Source organism: Microbacterium sp. NPDC057658 (assembly GCF_042799975.1).
Lineage (GTDB): Bacteria > Actinomycetota > Actinomycetes > Actinomycetales > Microbacteriaceae > Microbacterium.
Map to the genome: position 1 here is coordinate 1,365,778 of NZ_JBHVHT010000001.1, position 19,409 is coordinate 1,385,186.

A 19,409-nucleotide genomic window follows, 5' to 3' on the forward strand; every position below is an offset into this window, starting at 1 on the left:
CGTACTCCTCGATACTCGGTACCACGACCGCCTCGGTCGGCTCAGTCGAGCTCGGAGCGGAGCCTCCTGGTCACCTCGGCGATCGGCATCGACCGGGGGAAGACCGCCACGACCACATCGTCCGGAGCGCCCGCGTCGGCGGCCTCGCCCACGCCGTACCGCCGACGTGCATCCGCGAGCGCGGACTGGAGGGTGGACAGCGGCACCTTCTTCCGTCCGCGCAGGAGCTGCCGCAGCACGTGGTTGTGCACCGCCGTCACGAGCGCGGCGAAGCCCACCGCGTCCAGCGGATCCACCCCCGGCAGGGCACTGCGCAGGTACTCGTCGAACAGCCGCTCGTAGCGGAACACGGTGATGATCTCGCGTTCGCGGAGCACCGGCACCTCCCGCACGATCTGGTAGCGCCGTCGCGCGAGCTCCGGGTCGTTCGCGAAGTGCGTGAACACGGACTCCGATGCGGCGCAGACCGCGCCCCACGGATCGTCGTGCCCCTCGTCGAGGAACTCGCGGAGCTGCTCCAGCAGGACCTCGTGATCGGCGAAGACCACGTCCTCCTTGCCGCCGAACTGCCGGAAGAAGGTCGACCGGGAGACGCCGGCGGCCTTGGCGATCTGCTCCACGGACGTCTGGTCGAACCCCTGGGCGCTGAAGAGTTCGAGCGCGGCGGCGACGACGCCCCCGGTGCGCAGCTCTGCGGATTCGTGCATGGCGAAAGCCTAGACCGCCGCGGCACCGGCGCCCGACGGCCCCGGGGAGAGCACTCCGCTGACGCGGTTCCAGAGCTGCACGCGATGGGCGAAGTCGGCCAGCGCCTCCTGCTCTGCGGCGAACACCCGCAGCGACCGCTCGATCGGCTGGGCGCGCTCGTCCTGGATCCAGGTCTGGAAACCCTCTCTGCCGTACGACACCACGACGGTGTTCGTCTTGCCCCGGGGGTCGTCGAAGAAGCAGAAGCCGACGGAGCCACGCGCGCGGAGGTCGGCGAGGACGGTGTCGCGGTTCATGCGGATGCTCCGGGGACGGCCAGCTCCCGGACCAGGCCGAGACGCAGGTAGAACGTGAGGGGGAGGGGCAGCACGAGTTGGGTCGCGCCGCCGGGGTCGCCGAAGGCCGGGGCCACCGTGCCGCGGAAGATCGGGGAGTCCCAGCGGTAGTAGCCGATGTCCACGAGGTCGTCCAGGTCCCGTCGGAGGACGGCGTCCTCCGAGCGCTCGTATGCCGCGCGGATGTGGACGCAGTCGCCGACGACGAGGAACTGGTGGTACGCCGCGGGGTTCTCGACCCAGGGCAGGGAGCGCTCCGGATAGGCGGCCGGCCGTCCGTTCTCCACGAGGTAGACGTAGCGCGTGTTGAGCGGCCCGTACATGTCCCACACCTCCGCGCCGCGGGGGAGCGGCTCGCGATCGATCGCGACGCCGTCGGGTCCGATCCACAGCTCCGTCATTCCCGGCCCTCGATCCGTCGGACGGCGTGCGAGTCCGACGCCCGGTAGCGGCGCGCGATCCGCAGGAAGAAGTCCAACGCCTCCGACTCCGAGTCGAAGCGGACGGGATCGTGGAATCTGCCGCCGCGCTCGTCCGTCTCCCACACGATCCACGCGTCGCCGTCGCGGTCGATCCACGCCGATGACTGTGGTCGACCGGTGGGGCCGAACCAGTTCGCGGTGGCGGTGAGCTTCTCATCGGCGATGATGCGCTGCACGTCGTCGGAGGTGAGCTCGGTCATGGAATCTCCTTCAATACGCCGAGTGTGATCAACTGTGCGGCCGTGAGGGGAAGCTGGACCTGCACCCCGCCACCCGTCGAGCCGAACCCGGGCGCGATGTCTCCTCGGTAGCCCTGCGAACCCAGATACTCGGGCTTGAGCCCGCCCGCCAGGAGTTCGTCCTTGACGTGTTGCGGAGCGCGGTCGTAGACGCTCCGTAGGTCGGACATGTCGCCGACCACTTCATAGCGGTGGTAGTGGGCCGGGTTCTCCACATACGGGAGGGACCGCTGATCGTAGGTATACGGGCCGCTCTCGGGGACCGGGGACGTGTAACGGCCCTCCGGAGGACCGTAGCGGTCGAGGACGTCCCCGACCTGTGGAGTGTGCGGCTGCCGGATCGGTTCCCCGCCCGAATCCAGCACGTACCCCTCGCCGGGAACCTGGCTCCAGTCGATGCTCCCGTCGGGCTGGAGCACGTCCGGTCCCTTGGGGATCTGGACGTCGGGCGGGAGCGTGCCGTTGTCCGCGAAGTCGTCAGCGTATTCCGGGTAGTTGCGGTCGAGGTACGTCTGGATCTGCTCGTCTGTGAGCGTGCTCTGGTCGCGCACGCTGGGGCCCGCGGGGCCGGAGCCGCCAGGCGAGGTGCCGTCGGGAGACGAGCCGTCGGGGGACGAGCCCCCGGGGGAACTGCCGTCAGGGCCGTGCGGGGCTCCGGGGCCGGACGGGCCATGCCCACCGCCCGGGCCGCGCGAGAAGAGGTCGCCGAGGCGCTGGAACAGCGACTTGAGCTCGTCGAGGTGCTTCGTGAGGGCTGTTACGGCATCCACGAGCTTGAGCACGGTGCCGGAGATCCGGGCGGTCATGGCCGAGACGCGACTCGTGGCCTGCGCGATGACGTACGGGGTGGCGGTGCCCAGCGACACGACGAGCGTGCTCGCATAGGAGATGAGGGAGCCGACCAGCTGCGACAGGGTGTCGCGGACCAGCTCGTGCACGATCTGCACGAGCATGGACGCGGTCTCCATGCCCGTCTTCATCCCGCCGGCCCAGGCAGCGGCCGCGGAGATGTGGGCGGCGACGTCGGACTGCAGCCGGAGGTAGGCCGCGATCGCCTCGCCCGACATCGAGCTGACGTCGGAGAGGCGGGCGTCGAGGGTCTCGCCCGCCTGCTCCAGCTGCTGCGCGATGTTGCCCCAGGTCGCCGCGAAACCGGCGACTTCGCCCGCATCGCCGGTCAGGTCGTTGAGCCAGCCCTTGAGCGGCTCGAGGTGGTCCATCAGCCACCCCAATCCCGCGGCGATCAGCGAGCCGAGCGGATCCATGGCCGTGGCCACGGTGTTCGCGAGAGCGGAGAAGGACGCGAGTCCTCCGGAGACCCAGTCCCCGCTCTCGATCGCGTTCACGAGGTCGTAGCCGTCCTCGAGCAGACCGGCTCCGCTGAACGGTGTCGTCGGGTCGATCGGTCCCGCCACCAGCGGGTTCGGCGGGGTCATCGGCGAGCGCCCTCCACGGACGACAGCAGCCCACGGATCGAATCGAGCTGACGCTGCTCTCCCTCATCGAAGTCGTCCGCCAGGCCGCGGAGCTGCTCCTCGGACTTCTCCAGCATCGTCGCGGCGGCGGTGATCGCCCCGGCGGCGATCGACGAGACGATCTGTGCCGGGGGGACGAGGAAGGCGCACATCACGCCGAAGGCGCCGCCGCCCACGTTCATCGAGCCGGCGGCGTTCTCGGCGAGCCGGACGTCCGCGGCGATCTGCGCGACGCGCTGGGCGTGCTGGCGGACGGTCTCGGTGTCGACGGCGATCAGCTCGGCCATCAGCGGTACTCGATCTGCGGTCGGCCGTCCTGACTCGGGTTGGGGAGCTCGGCGATCTCCTCACGCAGATGCGCGACCGCCGCGTCCTCCGCGCCGAACGCCTCCGCCGCGATCTCGACCGCCCGCGCGCCCGCCGCCTTCTGCGCGGTGGCGGCGAGGGTGACGATGAGGGCGCCGAGGGCGGCGGGGGAGCGCTGCAGAGCGGCATCCGTGAGCGCGACGTCGGCGAGGCGCCCGGAGGCGTCCACCGTCACGGTGACGTCGCGGCCCGGAGAGGTCGCCTGCTCCCGCACGCCTGCGATGTCGTCGCGCACCTGCGCGGCCTGCGCGGCGCGGCGCTCCGCGTCCTTCACCTGCTGCTCGATGCGTGCGCGTGTCGCCACCGGATCCGACCAGTCGAAGGTGTCCGTCATCTCGTCTCCCCTGCCTCGACGCTCAAGAATCGTACCGGAGGCGTCGGCGCGTCGGGGAGGGCGTCGGGGCGTCGGAGCGCTCAGCCTGCGGTAGTAGGCTGGGGGACTGGTCGATGTCTCGACATCGAGAGAATCACCAGACCAGACCGCAGCCCAGTGAAGGAAGCACAGTGGATCTGTACGAGTACCAGGCACGAGACGTTTTCGAGAAGTACGGAGTGCCGGTCCTCGCCGGCATCGTCGCGGACACCCCCGAGGAGGTGAAGGCGGCTGCCGAGAAGATCGGCGGTGTCGTGGTCGTCAAGGCCCAGGTCAAGACCGGAGGCCGCGGCAAGGCCGGCGGTGTCAAGGTCGCCAAGACCCCCGACGAGGCGTACGAGGCCGCGAAGGCCATCCTCGGGCTCGACATCAAGGGCCACGTCGTCAAGCGCGTCATGGTCGCGCAGGGCGCCCGCATCGCCGAGGAGTTCTACTTCTCCGTGCTGCTCGACCGTGCCAACCGCTCCTACCTCTCCCTCTGCTCCGTCGAGGGCGGCATGGAGATCGAGCAGCTCGCCGTCGAGAAGCCCGAGGCGCTCGCGCGCGTCGAGGTCAACCCGCTGACCGGCATCGACAAGGAGAAGGCGGTCGAGATCGCCCGCGCCGCGAACTTCCCGGAGGACCTCGTGGAGAAGGTCTCCGACGTGTTCGTGAAGCTCTACGACGTCTACAAGGGTGAGGACGCGACGCTCGTCGAGGTCAACCCGCTCGTCCGCACCGAAGACGGCGACATCATCGCGCTCGACGGCAAGGTCACGCTCGACGACAACGCCTCCGAGATCCGCCACCCCGAGCACGAGGCGCTCGAGGACAAGGACGCCGCCGACCCGCTCGAGGCCAAGGCCAAGGCGTCCGGCCTCAACTACGTCAAGCTCGACGGCGAGGTCGGCATCATCGGCAACGGCGCGGGCCTGGTCATGTCGACGCTCGACGTCGTCGCCTACGCCGGTGAGAACCACAACGGCGTCAAGCCCGCCAACTTCCTCGACATCGGCGGCGGCGCCTCGGCCGAGGTCATGGCCGCCGGCCTCGACGTCATCCTCGGCGACCCGCAGGTCAAGAGCGTGTTCGTCAACGTGTTCGGTGGCATCACGGCGTGCGACGCCGTCGCCAACGGCATCAAGGGCGCCCTCGAGACGCTGGGTGACACGGCTTCCAAGCCGCTCGTCGTCCGCCTCGACGGCAACCGCGTGGACGAGGGTCGCGCGATCCTCGCCGACTACGCGCACCCGCTCGTGACCCTGGCCGCCACGATGGACGAGGGCGCCGACAAGGCCGCCGAGCTCGCCAACGCCTGACGCTTCGACAGGATTTAAGGAACAGAACATGTCGATCTACCTCAACAAGGACTCCAAGGTCATCGTCCAGGGCATCACCGGCGGCGAGGGCACCAAGCACACCGCGCTGATGCTCAAGGCCGGCACCCAGGTCGTCGGCGGCGTCAACGCCCGCAAGGCCGGCACCACGGTCTCCCACACGGACAAGGACGGCAACGCCGTCGAGCTCCCCGTCTTCGGCTCGGTCGCCGAGGCGATGAAGGAGACCGGCGCCGACGTGTCGATCGCCTTCGTCCCCGGCGCCTTCACGAAGGACGCGATGATCGAGGCCATCGACGCCGAGATCCCGCTGCTCGTCGTCATCACCGAGGGCGTCCCCGTGGGCGACTCGGCCGAGGCCTGGGCGTACGCGCAGAGCAAGGGCAACAAGACCCGCATCATCGGCCCGAACTGCCCCGGCATCATCACCCCCGGCGAGGCGCTCGTCGGCATCACGCCCGCCAACATCACCGGCAAGGGCCCGATCGGTCTCGTGTCGAAGTCGGGCACGCTGACCTACCAGATGATGTTCGAGCTGCGCGACCTCGGGTTCTCGACCGCCATCGGCATCGGCGGCGACCCGGTCATCGGCACCACGCACATCGACGCGCTCGCCGCGTTCGAGGCCGACCCCGAGACCAAGGCCATCGTCATGATCGGCGAGATCGGCGGCGACGCCGAGGAGCGTGCGGCCGAGTACATCAAGGCGAACGTCACCAAGCCCGTCGTCGGCTACGTCGCGGGCTTCACGGCCCCCGAGGGCAAGACCATGGGTCACGCCGGTGCGATCGTCTCCGGCTCGGCCGGTACCGCGCAGGCGAAGAAGGAGGCCCTCGAGGCCGCCGGCGTCAAGGTCGGCAAGACGCCGTCCGAGACCGCCGCTCTCATGCGCGAGATCATCGAGTCGCTCTGATCTGAGCTACGCTTGACCTGAAGGCCCCGGGCTCCACCCCGGGGCCTTCGTCATACCCCCGGTTCCTGCCGCCCCCTCCCTCAAGTCGCGCAAATGGTCCCATTCCGCGGCCGAATGGGACCAATCACGCGATTCCGGCGAGCCGTCTGCCCCGGCCCACTCCTCCTGACGGTGGAGCTCCCACCTCCCTCAAGTCGCGCAAATGGCCCCATTCCGTGTCGGAATGGGGCCATTTGCGCGATTCGAAGCGGGGTTAGATCCCGACGCCGAAGAGGGCCTCGATGGGACCGCGGGCGAAGAAGATGAGGAAGCCGGCGCCGACCACCCACAGCAGCGGGCTGATGGTCTTGGCCTTGCCGGAGAAGGCGTGGATGAGCACCCAGCTCACGAAGCCCGCCCCGATGCCGTTGGCGATCGAGTACGTCAGCGGCATGACGGAGACCGTGAGGAACACCGGCAGCAGGACCCGGAAGTCGCCGAAGTCGATGTGCCGGATCTGGGCCATCATCATCGCACCGACGATGATCAGGGCCGCGGCGGCGATCTCGGTCGGGACGATCGAGGTCAGCGGGGTGAGGAACATCGCGATGAGGAACACGATGCCCGTCACGACGTTCGCCAGTCCCGTGCGGGCGCCCTCGCCGATGCCGGCGCCGGACTCGATGAAGACCGTGCTGGAGGACGACGAGGTCGCACCACCGGCGATCGCGCCGACGCCCTCGACCACCAGCGCCGACTTGATGCGCGGGAAGTCGCCGTTGTCGTCGGCGAGGTTCGCCTCCTTCGCCAGGCCCGTCATGGTGCCCATGGCGTCGAAGAAGTTCGTGAAGAGGAGCGTGAAGACGATCATCACGAGCGCGACGAGGCTGACCTTGCCGAGGTCGAACGAGAAGTCGACGGCGCCGATGAGGCTCAGGTCGGGGACGCTGACGGGGGAGCCGTTCAGTGCCGGGACGGTGAGACCCCAGCCGCCGGGGTTGACGACATTGCCCTCATCGTCGACGCCGCGGGCGCCGATGTGCCAGATCGCCTCGACGACGACCGCGAGCACGGTGCCGCCGATGAGGCCGATGAGCATGCCGCCCTTGATGCGCAGTGCGACGAGGATGCCGGTGAGCAGCAGCGTGATCACGAACAGCAGGCTCGGCACGGTGGCCACGGAGCCGTTGACGCCGAGGCCGACGGGCGGGGACGAGGCGCCGGTCGCGGTGACGAAGCCGGAGTTGACGAACCCGATGAACGCGATGAAGAGGCCGATGCCGACCGTGATCGCGATCTTCAGCTGGAACGGTACGGCGTCGAAGATCGCCTTCCGCAGCCCGGTGGCGGCTAGGAGCACGATCACGACGCCGTTGATCATCACGAGCGCCATCGCCTCGGGCCAGGTGACCTGGCCGACGACGGAGAACGCGACGAAGGCGTTGATGCCGAGACCGGCGGCGAAGCCGAACGGCAGACGGGTGACGACGCCGAAGAGGATCGTCATGACGCCGGCGGTCAGGGCCGTCGCGGCGCCGACGGCGTTGAAGTCGAGCATGTCGCCGGCGACGTCCGGCTTTCCGGACAGGATGATCGGGTTCAGGATCACGATGTAGGCCATCGTGACGAACGTCACGAGGCCTCCACGGATCTCGGTGCCGATCGTCGATCCGCGCTTGCTGATCTCGAAGAAGCGGTCCAGGGTACCGGTGGGGCCGGTGGACGCCGGGGCGGGCGGGGCAGTTGTCATCGGGAAACCTCCGGAGAAACGCTACCGTGTCGCCGCCCCCGCGCGCGCCCACGGGGGACGGGAAGGAACTCGTCGTAGTCTCGGAAGCGCTATGCAACGCCTCCTCGTCGCGCTCCTCGCCGCCCTCGATGCCGCCATCGCGGCGGCCATCGGGCTCGTCGTGCTGCTGGCGCCGTTGACGCTCCTCTGGACGCTGGCCTTCGGGATCGCGGCCGACTGGGGCGCACTCTGGCCGCTCACCGGCACGCTCTGGGAGTTCGGCCACGGCGTCCCCCTGGAGATCACGATCCCGGACACGCTGCTCGTCGCCCTGGCGATCCCCGCAGACGCCGCGCGGTTCGTCGTCTCGGTCACGCCGCTGGCCTTCCTGCTCCTCACCCTGCTCTTCGCCGCGCGCTCCGGGGGCCGCGCGGCGCGCTCCGGGGCATGGCTGCTGGGGTCGCTGTCGGGGACCGTCATCTTCGCCGTCATCTCCACGGTCGTCGCCCTCACATCGGCGCTCGGGGCCGCGCGGGTCCCGCTGGCTCTCGCGATTCTGCTGCCGCCCGCCGTGTACCTCGTGGGCGCAGTGTGCGGCGCCGTGCGGGTCGCGTGGGAGGACGGCGACGGCGGACTGCTCGACCGTGTCCACGACGTCCTGGACGCCAGGGAGGACTGGGCGCCGGTGCCCTCCTCGATCGTGCGCGGCGCCGCGTTCGCGCTCGTGGGTGTGACGGGGGCCGCCGCGTTGGCCGTCGCCCTGTCGGTCCTCACGCGCGGTGGAGAGGTCGTCGCGCTGTTCCAGGCGGCGCGGGTCGACGCCCTCGGGGCGACCGTGCTGACCCTCGGGCAGCTCGCGTATCTTCCGACCTTCGTGGTGTGGGCGGCCGCGTGGCTGGCCGGGCCCGGGTTCGCGGTCGGTGCGGGGACCGCGGTGTCGCCCGCCGGCACCCAGCTCGGCGTCGTGCCCGGTATCCCGGCGTTCGGCCTGCTGCCGGAGAACTCCTCGATCTGGATGCTCATCGTGGTCCTGATCCCCGTGGCCGCCGGTGCGTTCGCGGGGTGGGCCGTCCGCTCGCGTCTGGTGTGGGAGGGGACACCGCTCGGCATCCCGCAGCGGACCGTGATCGCCGTGGGGATCGCTGCGGTCGCGGCCGGTGTCGCCGCGCTCGCCGCGATGTTCGCGAACGGGTCGATGGGGCCGGGACGCCTCGGGACGGTCGGTCCGGCGGTGCTGCCGTTCGCGCTGTCCCTCGGCGCGGAGGTCCTCGTGGGTGCGGCGATCCTGCTGCTGTCGCCCCGTCACCGGGATGAACTCGCCGAGGAGCGCACGGACCGCTGGATCGCCGAGATGTCCACGCTGACCTCCGCCGACGCCGGCGACGACCGGAGCCCGCACCCGGGCTTCCCGTCCTCCGAAGACACCGCGCCGCTGGACGCGCTGCGCGACCGCGGGACACCGCGCGGACCCGTCGAGGACGATCGCCCCTAGCGGCCCTGCCCGCCCCGCGGTCGGGACGGCGCCTGTGCGGCACGCCGGTAGACTGGGCGCGTGCTCACGGTCGCCGTACTCATCTCGGGCGCCGGCTCGAACCTTCGCGCCCTCCTCGAGGCCGCTCGTCACCCCGATTTCCCGGCGCGTGTCGTCGTCGTCGGGGCGGATCGCGAAGCCGACGGGCTGGCCCATGCCGAGGAGTTCGGCATCCCCAGCTTCACCGTGCCGTGGCACGAGCACGAGAGCCGCGAGGCGTGGGGCGAGGAGCTGGGCCGTCAGCTCGCCGTCTGGTCGCCGGACCTCGTGGTGCTCAGCGGCCTCATGCGGCTGCTGCCGTCCTCCCTCGTCGCCGCCTATGCGCCGCGGATCATCAACACCCATCCCGCGTACCTCCCGGAGTTCCCCGGAGCGCACGGCGTCCGCGACGCCCTCGCCGCGGGCGTCCGGGACACGGGCGCCAGCGTGATCGTCGTGGACGACGGGGTCGACACCGGCCCCATCCTCGCCCAGGAGCGCGTGCCGATCCGGGCCGACGACACCGAGCACACGCTGCATGAGCGCATCAAGCCGGTCGAGCGCCGCCTCCTCATCGACGTCGTCCGGCGCATCGCGACCGGCGACCTCGCCCTGACCTCCGCCCCCTGACCCCCGACGCCCCCGCACGAAGGAGCCCATCATGGCCGGCCCCCGCCACGACCCCACGCTCTACCGCGATCGCGACACCGTGCCGATCCGGCGCGCTCTCGTCTCGGTCAGCGACAAGACCGACCTGCTCGTGCTCGCCGCCGCGCTCGCCGAGGCGGGCGTCGAGATCGTCTCGACCGGGTCGACGGCGTCCACCATCCGCGACGCCGGCTTCGAGGTGACCGACGTGGCCGCGGTCACGGGTGTCGCCGAGATGCTCGACGGCCGGGTCAAGACGCTGCACCCGAAGGTGCACGGAGGCCTGCTCGCCGACCTGCGCCTGGAGGACCACGAGCGGCAGCTCGCCGACCTCGACATCGCGCCGTTCGAGCTCGTCGTCGTCAACCTCTACCCGTTCGTGGAGACCGTGGCCTCCGGCGCCGAGGGTGACGACGTGGTGGAGCAGATCGACATCGGCGGCCCCGCCATGGTGCGTGCGGCGGCGAAGAACCACGCGAACGTCGCGATCGTCGTGTCGCCGCAGTCCTACCCGGCGATCATCGCGGCCGTGGCGCAGGGCGGCACCTCGCTCGCCCAGCGGCGGGAGCTCGCGGCGCGGGCGTTCGCGCACACCGCGGCCTACGACACGGCCGTCGCGCAGTGGTTCGCCGAGGGCACGCTCAACGACCCGGGCGACCTCCCGGCGCACCTGACGATCCAGGCCGAACGCCTCGCCACGCTCCGCTACGGCGAGAACTCCCACCAGCGCGGCGCCATCTACACCCGCGCCGGCGGCCACGGCATCGCCCAGGCCACGCAGCTGCAGGGCAAGGAGATGTCGTACAACAACTACGTCGACGCGGACGCCGCCCTGCGCGCCGCCTACGACATGGTCAAGCCGGCGGTGGCGATCATCAAGCACGCGAACCCCTGCGGGATCGCCACGACCGCCCCGAACGCCCTCGACCCGATCGCCAGCGCGCACCTCCGCGCCCACGAGTGCGACCCCGTGTCGGCGTACGGCGGCGTGATCGCCGCGAACGGCACCGTGACGCTGAAGATGGCCGAGAACCTCAAGGACATCTTCACCGAGGTCATCGTCGCGCCGTCGTTCGAGCCCGCGGCCCTCGAGGTGTTCAAGGCGAAGAAGAACCTGCGTCTGCTGCAGCTCCCCGAGGACTGGCAGCAGGAGCGCATGGACGTGCGCCTCGTGTCCGGCGGCCTCCTGCTCCAGGACGCGGACCGCTTCCCGGACGACATCGTCTCCGTCGCCAAGAACTGGGAGCTCGTGTCGGGGGAGCGCCCGAGCGACGAGGAGATGGAGAACCTGATCTTCGCGTGGAAGGCCTGCCGGGCCGTGAAGTCGAACGCGATCGTGCTGGCGAAGGACAACGCGACGGTCGGCGTCGGCATGGGCCAGGTCAACCGCGTCGACTCGTGCCGCCTCGCGGTGGAGCGTGCGGGAGATCGTGCCGCCGGATCCGTCGCCTCGTCCGACGCGTTCTTCCCGTTCGCGGACGGTGCGCAGGCGCTCATCGACGCGGGTGTCACGGCGATCGTGCAGCCCGGCGGCTCCGTGCGGGACGAGGAGGTCGTCGATGCCGCGCGCAAGGCCGGCGTCACGATGTTCTTCACGGGGGAGCGTCACTTCTTCCACTGACCGAGCCCCCGGTCTTCCGCCGAGGCCCCGGCGTGCGCACGTGTGCACGCCGGGGCCTCGGCGCGTAGGCGGGGTCTCGGGGAGGGAACCGCGATGTCCGATTTCCGCCAGCCGTAGCCGTGCGGGAGTGAGAGAGTGGAGGACATGAGCCCCTCCTTCGACGAGCGCTACAGGGCGATCAGCGCTCGGGACACCCGCTTCGACGGGCAGTTCGTCACCGCCGTGCGCTCGACGGGGATCTACTGCCGGCCCAGCTGCCCGGCCCGCACGCCGAAGCCGCAGAACGTCACGTTCTATCCGACGAGTGCCGCGGCGCACGAGGCCGGCTACCGCGCGTGCAAGCGGTGCCTGCCGGAGGCCGCCCCCGGGTCGCCCGCGTGGGACGTCCGCGGAGACACGGCCGCGCGGGCCATGCGCCTGATCGCGTCCGGCGTGGTCGAGCGCGAGGGTGTGCCAGGACTCGCGTCGCGACTCGGCTACTCGAGCCGTCATCTCACGCGGCTGCTGACGACCGAGCTCGGCGCCGGACCGCTCGCACTCGCGCGAGCGCACCGCGCCCACACGGCCCGCATGCTCCTCGTGGGCACCGACATGCCCATCGCGGACGTCGCCTTCGCCGCCGGTTTCCACAGCGTCCGTCAGGGCAACGACACGATCCGCGAGGTGTTCGGTCTCACGCCGGGGGAGCTGCGTGCCCGCCGCCGCACGCCCTCCGCGGCCGTACCCGGAACGATCGACGTCGTCCTGCCGTACCGGGGCCCCTTGGATGCGGCCGGGGTCTTCGCGTGGATGGCCGCGCGAGCCGTGACGGGCGTCGAGGAGGCCACGGCGACGTCGTTCTCCCGTCATCTCCGGATGCCGGGCGGCCCCGCGTGGTTCGAGGTGCGTCAGGAGGAGACGGAGCGGCTGCATCTCCGGGCCCGCGTCGCGCAACTCGGCGACCTCGCGCCGCTGGTGGCCACGGCACGCCGCATCTTCGACCTCGACGCCGACCCGCTCGCGGTCGACGAGGTCCTGGCCGCGCACCCGCCCCTCGCCCCCCTCGTGGCGCGGACCCCCGGCATCCGCGTGCCCGGGGCTGCCGATCCGCACGAGATGCTCATCCGCGCGATGATCGGGCAGCAGATCACGGTCGTCGCCGCCCGCACCGCGCTCACCGCCCTCACCGACGCGCTGGGGGAGCGGACCCCCGACGGCCTGCTGTTCCCGACGATGTCGGCCATCGCGGAGCACGGGGCGGAGGTGCTGCGCGGCCCCGCCGCCCGGATCCGCGCCGTGACGGGAGCCGCCGCGGCCCTGGCGGACGGGAGCCTGACCCTCACCGTGGGCGATGACGGTCCGACGCAGCGCGCCGCCCTCCTCGCGATGCCCGGCATCGGACCCTGGACCGCCGATTACGTGCGGATGCGGGTGCTCGGCGATCCGGACGTGCTGCTCCCCGGCGACGTGGCTCTCCGTGCCGGTGCCGCGGCCTCCGGGCTGCCCGCCGACCCGAAGACCCTCACCGTCTGGGCGGAGCGCACCGCACCCTGGCGGAGCTACCTCAGCGCGCATCTGTGGCGTGCCGCCCCGATCCGTCCCGCCGGACCGCGGCGCAGATCCGCCGTCCGGCCCGCCCGCGACATCACATCCGACACCGAGGAGACCTCATGACCGCTCTCATCCAGACCCTCGACACCCCCGACGGTCCCTTCACGATCCTCGCCGACGAGCGCCAGCGGGTGCTCGTGTCCGGGTGGACCGACGACGTCGAGGCGATCCTCGGACGTCTTCCCGCCCGCGTCCGCCCCGACGCCGTGCGCGACGCGGAGACGGAGGCGGCCGGCGCGGTCGGCGCGTACTACGCGGGTGACGTCGCGGCGATCGACGGGGTCGCCGTCGCGCAGACGGGCACCGCCCTCCAGCTCGCCGGCTGGGCGGCGCTCCGCGGCATCGCGCCGGGGGAGCCCCTGACCTACACCGGCTTCGCGGCCCGGCTCGGCAACCCGCAGGCGGTGCGGGCGGCGGCGTCGATCTGCGCCCGCAACGCCCCGGCGCTGTTCGTGCCCTGCCATCGGGTGCTCCGCACGGACGGCTCCCTCGGCGGCTTCGCGTGGGGGCTCCCGGTGAAGGAGAGCCTTCTGGCGCGGGAGCGCGCCGCCCGCTGACATTCCGATCCGAGGAGCCCGCCCCGCACGGAGCGGGCTCTTCGGCGTCCCGGGAATTCCCCTTGCGCTCAGCTGGTTCACAGGAATAGGCTGATGGGCTGTCGCGCCAACCGGACGACCTCGCCGAGCCCTTGAGGAGGACACCATGACCACGATCGCCACCGCGCGGATCGCCACCCTCGGCTCGACCCCGGCGCGCCCGCTCTCCTAGAGCCTCCGCCCCCCTTCTGCACCGGATGCCGGGCTCCGTGAGCCCGCTCTCGCATCCGTTCCCCGCTCTTCTCCCCTTCGACTCCTCTGAGAGACATGTCTTCCTCGTCTTCCGCGCAGAACACGTCCCCCTCGTCCTCCCTCTCCACGCCCGCCGCGCTGTGGCGGCTCAAGCCGTTCGTGAAGCCCGTCATCTGGCGCCTCGCCGGCGGTGCCGCCAGCGCGCTCGCGGCCGCGCTCATCGCCCTGATGATCCCCATCGTGCTCGAGCAGATCATCGGCGGGCCGGTGCAGTCCGGAGCGCTCGACGCGATCATCTGGGGAGCGCTCGCCGTGTTCGCCCTCGGCCTCGGCGAGGCGCTCATGGTGTGGCTCCGCCGGCAGTTCGTGCTCTTCCCCGCCACGCAGGTGGAGTACCGCATGCGCACCGAGCTCTACGCGCGCCTGCAGACGCTTCCCGTCGCGTTCCACGACCGGTGGCAGTCCGGGCAGCTGCTGAGCCGCATGATGCAGGACATCGGCCTCATCCGCCGGTGGCTCGCCTTCGGCCTCGTGCTCCTCGTCGTGAACGTGCTGACGATCCTCATCGGCTCGGTGCTGCTGTTCCGCTGGCACTGGCTGCTGGGCACGATCTTCCTCGTGACGGCGGTCCCGCTGTGGATCCGCGGCTACCTCTTCGAGAAGCGCTACGGCGCGCTCACCCGCCGCAGCCAGGACCAGGCGGGCGATCTCGCCACCAGCGTCGAGGAGAGCGTGCACGGCATCCGCGTGCTCAAGGCGTTCGGCCGCGGCACGCACGCCCTCCGCCGCTTCAGCCGTCAGGCCGAGACGCTGCGCGAGACCGAGATGAGCAAGGCCGGGGCCATCGCCTCGATCTGGTTCTGGCTCGACCTCATGCCGCAGATCGCCTTCGGCCTCAGCCTCATGTCGGGCATCTGGCTCATCTCGCAGGACGCGATCACGTCGGCGGAGCTCTTCGCCTTCTTCGCGATGGCCGTCGTGCTGCGCTGGCCGATCGAGTCGATCGGCTTCCTGTTCTCGTTCATGCTCGACGCGCGCACGGCGACGGACCGCGTCTTCGACATCTTCTCGGAGACGAACACCATCACCGATCCGGAGAACCCGGTGCACATCGAGAACCCGCGCGGCGAGCTCGCGTTCGAGAACGCGCACTTCCGGTACCAGGACGCGGCCGCCGACGAGCGCGACCTGCTCGACGGTATCGACCTCGTGCTGCGGCCGGGGGAGACCATGGCGCTCGTGGGGCTCACCGGCAGCGGCAAGACGACGCTGACGACGCTGCCGACACGGCTGTACGACGTGACGGGAGGCCGGGTCACGCTCGACGGCGTCGACGTGCGCGACCTGACGCTCGCCGAGCTCCGGGAGCACATCGCGATGGCGTTCGAGGACGCGACGCTCTTCTCGGCGTCGGTCCGTGAGAACGTCCTGCTCGGACGCGCCGACCTCGACGTGCACAGCCCCGAAGCCGAGCGCGTCCTGCGCGAGGCGCTCGACGTGGCGCAGGCGGCCTTCGTCGACACGCTCCCCGAGGGCGTCGAGACGGTGATCGGCGAGGAGGGACTGAGCCTGTCCGGCGGACAGCGCCAGCGGCTCGCCCTGGCCCGCGCCGTGGCCGCCAACCCCCGCGTGCTCGTCCTCGACGACCCGCTGTCGGCGCTGGACGTCGACACCGAGGCGCTCGTCGAGGAGGCGCTGCGGCACGTGCTCGCCGACACCACCGCGATGATCGTCGCGCATCGTCCGTCCACCGTGGCCCTCGCCGATCGCGTGGCGCTGCTCGAGGACGGCCGGATCACCGCCGTCGGCACGCACGCCGAGCTGCTCCGGACGAGCCGGCACTACCGGCACGTCATCTCCAGCCTGGAGGCGGAGGAGGCCGCCCGCACCGGGGCCATCCCGATCATCCGCGACGAGCAGGCCGAGATCCACGAGACCGTGCAGGACGGCATCCGCGAGGAGGCCGATGACGAGGCGCCGGGAGGCGCCCCCCGATTCGCAGGAGAGGAGGTGCAGCGATGAGCTCCCTCACCGGAACCCAGGACGAGGACCGCTCCCGCCTCACCACGGAGGAGAGCAGGGCGATCCGCCGCCGCTCGCTGCGGCTGCTCGGCTCGCTCGTGCGTCCGCTCAAGCCGCAGATCGTGCTCGCCGCGACCGTGCTCGTCATCTCGACGGCGCTGCAGGTGGCGGGGCCGATCCTCATCAGCATCGGCCTCGACCGGGCGCTCCCCGCGGTGCTCGACGACGCCGACTGGATGCCGACGTTCGTCGTCGGCGGGATCTACCTGCTCGCGGGTGCTCTCGCCGCCGTGCTCATCGCCTGGTACGTCATCATCGCGGCGAAGCTGACCCAGGCCGTCCTGCTGGACCTGCGCAAGCGCATCTTCCTGCACACCCAGCGCCTGAGCCTGGAGTTCCACGAGTCGTACACCTCGGGGCGGATCATCTCGCGCCAGACGAGCGACCTGGACTCCATCAAGGAGCTCCTCGACGGCGGCCTGAACGAGCTCGTCTCCGGCGTGCTCTTCGGAGTCTTCACCTTCATCGCGCTGTGCGTGTGGGACTGGCAGTCCGGTCTCATCCTCGCGATCGGCGGCGTGCCGCTGTTCTTCCTCATGCGCTGGTTCTACTCGCGCTCGCAGCTCGTGTACCGCGAGTCCCGGGTGATCAGCGCGAAGGTGATCGTCCAGTTCGTGGAGACCATGACGGGCATCCGCGCGGTCAAAGCCTTCCGGAAGGAGCCGCGCAACGACGAGGCCTTCCAGGGCGTGGCCGGCGAGTACCGGGACGTGAACCGTCGCTCGATGCTGCTGTTCGGCACGTTCGAGCCGGGCCTCATGGGCGTCGCGGCGCTCGTGCTCGGGGTCGTCGTGCTGTGGGGCGGCATCCGGGTCTCGGAGGGAGCGCTGACGGTCGGCGTGCTGCTGTCCGCCGTGCTCTACGTGCGCAACTTCTTCGCTCCGATGCAGGAGATCGCGATGTTCCTCAACTCCTATCAGTCCGCCACCGCGGCGCTGGAGAAGGTGTCGGGCGTCCTGGAGGAGGTCCCGACGGTGCCGGACCCCGAGAAGCCGGTCGACCTCTGGGAGTCCCGCGGGCACATCCGCTTCGACGAGGTCACGTTCGCGTACAACGAGGACAAGACGATCCTGCCGAACTTCTCGCTCGACATCCCGGCCGGGCAGACCATCGCGCTGGTCGGGACGACGGGGGCGGGCAAGTCCACGCTGGCCAAGCTCATCTCGCGGTTCTACGACCCGTCCGCGGGGACGGTGACGCTCGACGGCGTCGATCTGCGGTCGCTGCACCCGAAGGATCTCCGCCGGGCGATCGTCATGGTCACGCAGGAGGCGTACCTGTTCAGCGGGACCGTCGCCGACAACATCGCGCTCGGGCGCCCGGACGCGACGCTCGACGAGATCCGCGAGGCGGCACGGGCGGTGGGCGCCGACGCGTTCATCTCGGCGCTGCCGGACGGGTACGACACCGACGTGAACAAGCGCGGCGGTCGTGTCTCGGCGGGGCAGCGCCAGCTCATCTCGTTCGCCCGCGCCTTCCTCGCCGACCCGGCGGTGCTGATCCTCGACGAGGCGACGGCCTCGCTGGACATCCCGTCCGAGCGGCTGATCCAGGACGCGTTGCAGACGCTGCTGGCCGACCGGACGGCGATCATCATCGCGCACCGGCTGTCGACGGTGGCGATCGCGGACCGTGTGCTCGTGATGGAGCACGGCCGCATCATCGAGGACGGCACCCCGGCCGCCCTGATCGGCGGCACCGGGAAGTTCGCCCAGTTGCACGCGGCCTGGCAGGAGACGCTCGTCTGACGCGCTGACGCGCTGACGCGACTGAGGCCCCGGCATCCGCACGGATGCCGGGGCCGCTGCGTCCGGGCGCGGGCGCGCCGCGGTCGGTAGCATCGAAGGATGGACCCCTTCCTCCTCGTCGCGGAGTGGTGGTGGCTCGCGCCGACCGCCGCCGCCGGGGTGACCGCGGGCGCGATCGGGGTGCGTCGTCGCAACACCCGCAGCGGCCGCCGACTGGAGTACGACGCCGCGCGGCACGACCTCCGTGAGGCCCAGCAGCGCGCGGTGGTCCGACGGACGGCTCTGAAAGTGGCACGAGCCGACCTCGCGAGGGTCTCCGCCGAGCGGGCCGCGCAGCGCGCGAGCGCCGAGCAGGTGGCCGGCGCCCGGCGCATGCTCAAGGAGCGCGAACGCGATGCCAGGGCGGCGGCGGCCGACGTCCGCGCCCGACGAGTCCGACTGAACGCGGCTCGCGCCGCAATCCCCGCCGGCTCCGCCCCGCGGCCGCTGGAGCGCCTGTACGCGGAGCACGAGGCAGTGACGGCACGGTGGATGCGATACGAGACCGACCCCGCGCTGCAGATCACCTACCCCGAGATGACCGACGTGAAGCGCCCGGAGACGGCCGCCTACCTCCGGGCCGCCGGCGCGGCGGTCGAGGCGCGTCGGCAGACGACGGGCCGCGTGACCGCCGCCGAGTACGCGGCCTACCGCGACGCCGTCGCCGAGCTGGAGCGGGCGTTCGAGGCCGCCGAGCACGCCGCGAAGGTGCAGACGGGGGAGGCGCCGCCGACTCCGGCCTGGCAGGACGCCGCGCAGGACATGCTGCACCGGTCTGCGGAGGCCATCGACCGGGCGGCCGGAGCTGCCGCGTCTGCGCTCGCCGCGTGGAACAGCCGTCGGGGGAAGGGCACGCCTCCGGGCGACAGTGGTCAGCGCTGAGAGGGATCGAGCTCGCGCCGCCCGGTGGAATCCGAGGGCGACGGAGTCTCGATGGGGGAGGGGATTCGAGACCCCGCCGCCGGTCTCAGGAGGGGACCCGGATCTCGGCGATGACCTCGCCGTAGGCCGTCTCGCCGACGGGGGTGAAGCCGACGCGCCGGAAGAACGCCTCCGGGCCGTCCTCGCCGGCTTCGTAGATGACGTTGACGTGGTCGACGCCGCGGTTGCGTGCTTCGTCGATGAGACTCTCCACGGCGAAGCGGCCGACGCCGCGACCCTGGTCGTCCGCGTCGACGTTGATGCGCCACAGCACGGAGCGGAAGTGCTCCTCCGGGGCCTCGTCGTCGAAGTTGGCGCTCACGAAGCCCACGACCTCGTTGCGGTCCAGGATCACCCGCTGCCAGGAGGTCTGCGGGTTGATGACGGTGGCCGCGATGCCGTACGAGACGGGGGCGAGGAACTGCTCCTGTCCGGGCTTGAGCGACAGGTTGTTCACGGCGACGATCGTCGCGGCGGAGAGTTCGACCATGCGCAGTTCGGACATGTCCCCAGGCTAGCCCCTCCGGTCACCGCATTCATCACTCGG

19 protein-coding genes are annotated in these 19,409 nt (G+C 71.1%); 10 read left to right on the plus strand and 9 right to left on the minus strand.

Annotated features, from left to right (window positions below; translation table 11 throughout):
- Positions 1-41: 41 nt before the first annotated feature.
- Genes ACFU8V_RS06515 through ACFU8V_RS06545 form a run of 7 tightly spaced genes read right to left on the minus strand, consistent with a single transcriptional unit; the run spans position 42 to position 3,939 of the window.
- Entirely contained in the window at positions 42-707 is a 666-nt protein-coding gene (locus tag ACFU8V_RS06515; protein ID WP_025103770.1) for a TetR/AcrR family transcriptional regulator, read from the minus strand.
- A gap of 9 nt (positions 708-716) precedes the next feature.
- Complete coding sequence (locus ACFU8V_RS06520; RefSeq protein WP_338565580.1) at positions 717-1,004, minus strand: hypothetical protein; 288 nt, start codon at positions 1,002-1,004, stop codon at positions 717-719.
- Positions 1,001-1,444 (minus strand): hypothetical protein, encoded by a 444-nt coding sequence (locus tag ACFU8V_RS06525; protein ID WP_303708614.1) that lies wholly within the window; start codon positions 1,442-1,444, stop codon positions 1,001-1,003. Before ACFU8V_RS06525 ends, ACFU8V_RS06520 begins: the two co-directional genes overlap by 4 nt.
- The gene (locus ACFU8V_RS06530; protein ID WP_126894112.1) at positions 1,441-1,725 is read right to left on the minus strand and encodes a hypothetical protein; all 285 of its coding nucleotides are present in this window, start codon (positions 1,723-1,725) and stop codon (positions 1,441-1,443) included. Before ACFU8V_RS06530 ends, ACFU8V_RS06525 begins: the two co-directional genes overlap by 4 nt.
- Positions 1,722-3,200 carry a TNT domain-containing protein gene (locus tag ACFU8V_RS06535; RefSeq protein WP_338565581.1) on the minus strand — a complete coding sequence of 493 codons (1,479 nt, stop codon included), beginning with the start codon at positions 3,198-3,200 and terminating at the stop codon, positions 1,722-1,724. The genes ACFU8V_RS06530 and ACFU8V_RS06535 overlap by 4 nt, the downstream gene beginning before the upstream one ends.
- A complete protein-coding gene (locus ACFU8V_RS06540) occupies positions 3,197-3,526 on the minus strand; it encodes a type VII secretion target (RefSeq protein WP_025103775.1) in 330 nt (109 codons plus the stop codon). Before ACFU8V_RS06540 ends, ACFU8V_RS06535 begins: the two co-directional genes overlap by 4 nt.
- On the minus strand, positions 3,526-3,939 hold the full coding sequence (locus ACFU8V_RS06545; protein WP_378869886.1) for a YbaB/EbfC family nucleoid-associated protein: 414 nt from the start codon (positions 3,937-3,939) through the stop codon (positions 3,526-3,528). The genes ACFU8V_RS06540 and ACFU8V_RS06545 overlap by 1 nt, the downstream gene beginning before the upstream one ends.
- A 170-nt stretch (positions 3,940-4,109) precedes the next feature.
- Between ACFU8V_RS06545 and sucC the strand changes: the two genes are divergently transcribed.
- Positions 4,110-5,276 carry an ADP-forming succinate--CoA ligase subunit beta gene (gene sucC, locus ACFU8V_RS06550; protein WP_025103777.1) on the plus strand — a complete coding sequence of 389 codons (1,167 nt, stop codon included), beginning with the start codon at positions 4,110-4,112 and terminating at the stop codon, positions 5,274-5,276.
- A gap of 28 nt (positions 5,277-5,304) precedes the next feature.
- Positions 5,305-6,207, plus strand: coding sequence for a succinate--CoA ligase subunit alpha (sucD, locus tag ACFU8V_RS06555; RefSeq protein ID WP_025103778.1), 903 nt, complete (start codon positions 5,305-5,307; stop codon positions 6,205-6,207).
- A gap of 253 nt (positions 6,208-6,460) precedes the next feature.
- Here the strand turns inward: sucD and ACFU8V_RS06560 are convergent, their stop codons facing one another.
- Entirely contained in the window at positions 6,461-7,936 is a 1,476-nt protein-coding gene (locus ACFU8V_RS06560; protein ID WP_025103779.1) for an NCS2 family permease, read from the minus strand.
- Positions 7,937-8,027: 91 nt separating this feature from the next.
- Between ACFU8V_RS06560 and ACFU8V_RS06565 the strand changes: the two genes are divergently transcribed.
- The 8 genes from ACFU8V_RS06565 to ACFU8V_RS06600 all read left to right on the plus strand — a co-directional run bounded on the left by ACFU8V_RS06565 (position 8,028) and on the right by ACFU8V_RS06600 (position 18,823).
- Positions 8,028-9,407, plus strand: a complete 1,380-nt coding sequence (locus ACFU8V_RS06565) for a DUF6350 family protein (RefSeq protein ID WP_338565586.1) — start codon at positions 8,028-8,030, stop codon at positions 9,405-9,407.
- A gap of 60 nt (positions 9,408-9,467) precedes the next feature.
- Positions 9,468-10,055, plus strand: coding sequence for a phosphoribosylglycinamide formyltransferase (gene purN / locus ACFU8V_RS06570; RefSeq protein WP_338565587.1), 588 nt, complete (start codon positions 9,468-9,470; stop codon positions 10,053-10,055).
- 31 nt (positions 10,056-10,086) lie between these two features.
- Positions 10,087-11,694 carry a bifunctional phosphoribosylaminoimidazolecarboxamide formyltransferase/IMP cyclohydrolase gene (gene purH, locus ACFU8V_RS06575; protein WP_378869892.1) on the plus strand — a complete coding sequence of 536 codons (1,608 nt, stop codon included), beginning with the start codon at positions 10,087-10,089 and terminating at the stop codon, positions 11,692-11,694.
- 144 nt (positions 11,695-11,838) lie between these two features.
- Positions 11,839-13,347: a DNA-3-methyladenine glycosylase 2 family protein gene (locus tag ACFU8V_RS06580; protein WP_378869895.1), complete on the plus strand. Its 1,509-nt coding sequence runs from the start codon at positions 11,839-11,841 to the stop codon at positions 13,345-13,347.
- Positions 13,344-13,841, plus strand: a complete 498-nt coding sequence (locus ACFU8V_RS06585) for a methylated-DNA--[protein]-cysteine S-methyltransferase (protein ID WP_303709505.1) — start codon at positions 13,344-13,346, stop codon at positions 13,839-13,841. The genes ACFU8V_RS06580 and ACFU8V_RS06585 overlap by 4 nt, the downstream gene beginning before the upstream one ends.
- 306 nt (positions 13,842-14,147) lie before the next feature.
- The gene (locus ACFU8V_RS06590) at positions 14,148-16,094 is read left to right on the plus strand and encodes an ABC transporter ATP-binding protein (RefSeq protein WP_378869898.1); all 1,947 of its coding nucleotides are present in this window, start codon (positions 14,148-14,150) and stop codon (positions 16,092-16,094) included.
- Complete coding sequence (locus ACFU8V_RS06595; protein ID WP_378869901.1) at positions 16,091-17,902, plus strand: ABC transporter ATP-binding protein; 1,812 nt, start codon at positions 16,091-16,093, stop codon at positions 17,900-17,902. Before ACFU8V_RS06590 ends, ACFU8V_RS06595 begins: the two co-directional genes overlap by 4 nt.
- Before the next feature lie 99 nt (positions 17,903-18,001).
- Positions 18,002-18,823 (plus strand): hypothetical protein, encoded by an 822-nt coding sequence (locus ACFU8V_RS06600; protein WP_136052733.1) that lies wholly within the window; start codon positions 18,002-18,004, stop codon positions 18,821-18,823.
- A gap of 85 nt (positions 18,824-18,908) precedes the next feature.
- On the opposite strand, the gene ACFU8V_RS06605 is transcribed toward ACFU8V_RS06600, so the two are convergent.
- Complete coding sequence (locus tag ACFU8V_RS06605) at positions 18,909-19,367, minus strand: N-acetyltransferase (protein ID WP_025103788.1); 459 nt, start codon at positions 19,365-19,367, stop codon at positions 18,909-18,911.
- Positions 19,368-19,409 lie beyond the last annotated feature (42 nt).